This is a genomic window from Asanoa sp. NPDC050611 (assembly GCF_040654855.1).
Classification (GTDB): Bacteria; Actinomycetota; Actinomycetes; order Mycobacteriales; family Micromonosporaceae; genus Asanoa.
Genome location: NZ_JBFAIU010000630.1, coordinates 1 through 2,074, shown reverse-complemented (window position 1 = coordinate 2,074; position 2,074 = coordinate 1). Strand labels below are relative to the sequence as shown.

General features: G+C 83.1%; 1 pseudogene. It reads right to left on the bottom strand.

From position 1 onward, the window contains the following. Nucleotides 1-2,015 (bottom strand): annotated as a pseudogene (locus AB0H87_RS41195) (hypothetical protein); the annotation flags it as partial. Nucleotides 2,016-2,074 lie beyond the last annotated feature (59 nt).

Sequence of the window (2,074 nt, the reverse complement as noted above, 5' to 3'; positions counted from 1 at the left end):
GGGCGGGGGGGGGCAGCCCCGCGGCGGGGGCGGCGGCGGGGGGGGGGGGGGGGGGCGCGGGCGGCGGGGGCGCCGCGCCCCCCCCCCCCCCCCGGCTCGATGGGCTGGCTGGTCTCCGGGGTGACCGGGACGGCGGCGGAGCGGCGGACCGGGGGCGGGCCGTCCTGGTCCGGCGGGGCGACCGGTGGGCGGGCCACGCCGGCGGCCGCTCTGACCGGGGGTGGGAGTGGTCCGTCCGGGCCGGGGACGTCGGCGCGACCGCGGGTGTTGGGTGGGCCGCTCTGGTTCGGCGCCATCGGTGGGCGGGCGGTGCCCGTGGCGGGTTGAGCTCCCGCGGGCACGGTCGGGCCGACCGGGCTGCCGGGTGGTGCGGCGGGCGGGCGGACGGCGCCGGTCGTGTCCGGGTTGGCGCGGCCGGCGGGGCGGGCGCCGCGTGGGGGTGGGCCGCCCAGTCCGCCGGGGCCGGGCTGGTCCGGGCCCGTGGGTGGGCGCACGGCGGCTGTGCCGGCCTGGCCGGTCGGGCGGTCCGTTCCGCGTACCGGGACGGCGCCGGGTGGGCCGTCGGGCGGCGCGGCGCGGCGGCCGGTCGGTGCGTCCGGTGTACGGGCGCCCGGGCGTTCGCCGTCGCCGAAGCGTTCCCGCGGGCCACCGGGCTGGTTTCGAGGGTCCTCGGTCGGTCGGCCGCGCGGGGGTCCGGACGCCGGGGCGCCGGGGCCGGCGTCGCCGCCGAACCGGCCGCGGGCACCGAGCGAACCGGTGTCGGTGTCCGATGCCCGTCGCCGGCGGCCGCCCGGCGTGGTCACGTCGCCGGTGTTGGTCGGGGCGTCCTCGACCGGCGTGCCGTGGCGGCCGGCCTGGCGTGGGACGCCGCCCGAGGCCGCCGCGGTCATGTCGGCGGAGTTGCCGTGCCGGCCGGCGGGTGCGTCCGGACGGGCGGTGGGCGGCTCGCCCGCCGGGTCACCGCGGAAGCGGCTGCGTGCGCCGCCGCCGCGTGGGGCGCCCGTGGCGTCGCCGTCCGGTTCGGGGCTCCGGCCGCTTCGGTTCGGGCCGGTTGCGGGGTCAACGGGCGGTGTGTTCGCGGCCGGAGCACCGGGACCGGCGGGCGGGCCGCGGCCGGGGAAGGTCGAGGGTGGGGCGTCGGCGCCCGGAACGCCGCGGCGGCCGCCGAACGGTTGGCCCGGGCCCGCGGCGGGCGGGATGTCCGGATCGGCGCGCCTGCGGCCGCCGTCCGCTGGTGGCACGTCCGGGCCGGGTCCACCGGGACGTCCACGACCGCCGGGCATCTGCCCGGTCGCGGCCACGCCGTCGCCGGGCGTCTCCGGGCGGGCGGCGCGGCGACGGCCGCCGTAGCCCTCCGCCTGCGCGGGAATCGCGGCACCACCGTCCGGTCGCGCGCGGCCGGCGCCGGCCGGCCCATCGGCCGGCGGGACGTCCGGGCCAGCACCGCGTCGGCCACGGCCGCCGATGACCTCCGGCCGGCCGGCTACGCCCTCCCCCGGCTGCCCGGGCACCGCAGCGCCGCCGCGGGCCGGTCGGGTGCCGAAGCCGTCGGGGCCGTCGGCCGGGGCTTCGGGCGCGGCCCGGCGACCCTGGCGGGGTGGCCCGGCATCGCGGCCCGGTACTACCGGCGGTGCGATCACGGGCGGCATGCCGCCGGTCGTGGTCGGACCCGGGCCGGTGCCCCGGCCTCCGCCCGTGTTCCAGCCGGACGTGTTGTCGCGCTGTGCGGGCGCCGGTGTGGCCGCGCCGCCGCCGAAGCGGTTCCGCGCCGGACCGGCGCCCGAGGTCGGGGCACCGGGTCCGGCCGGGCGGCCCTGGTCGCGGCGCGCCGCCCATTCGGACGTCTGTGTGCCGGCCGGGTCCGCGCCGCGGGCCTCGTCGGGCTCGGGAGCGCGCCGGCGACCGCCGGCCGCCGGTATCGGACCCGTGCCCGGATCGCCGTCGCGCCGGACCGTGGGCTCGGCCGGCGGTGCGCCCGCGGGTCCGCGCCCGCCAGTGGTCGACCGGCCGGTCATGTTCCAGACCTGGCGCGATCTGACGTTCCTGCACTGGCGCTACCCGGCCCAGGTCGTCC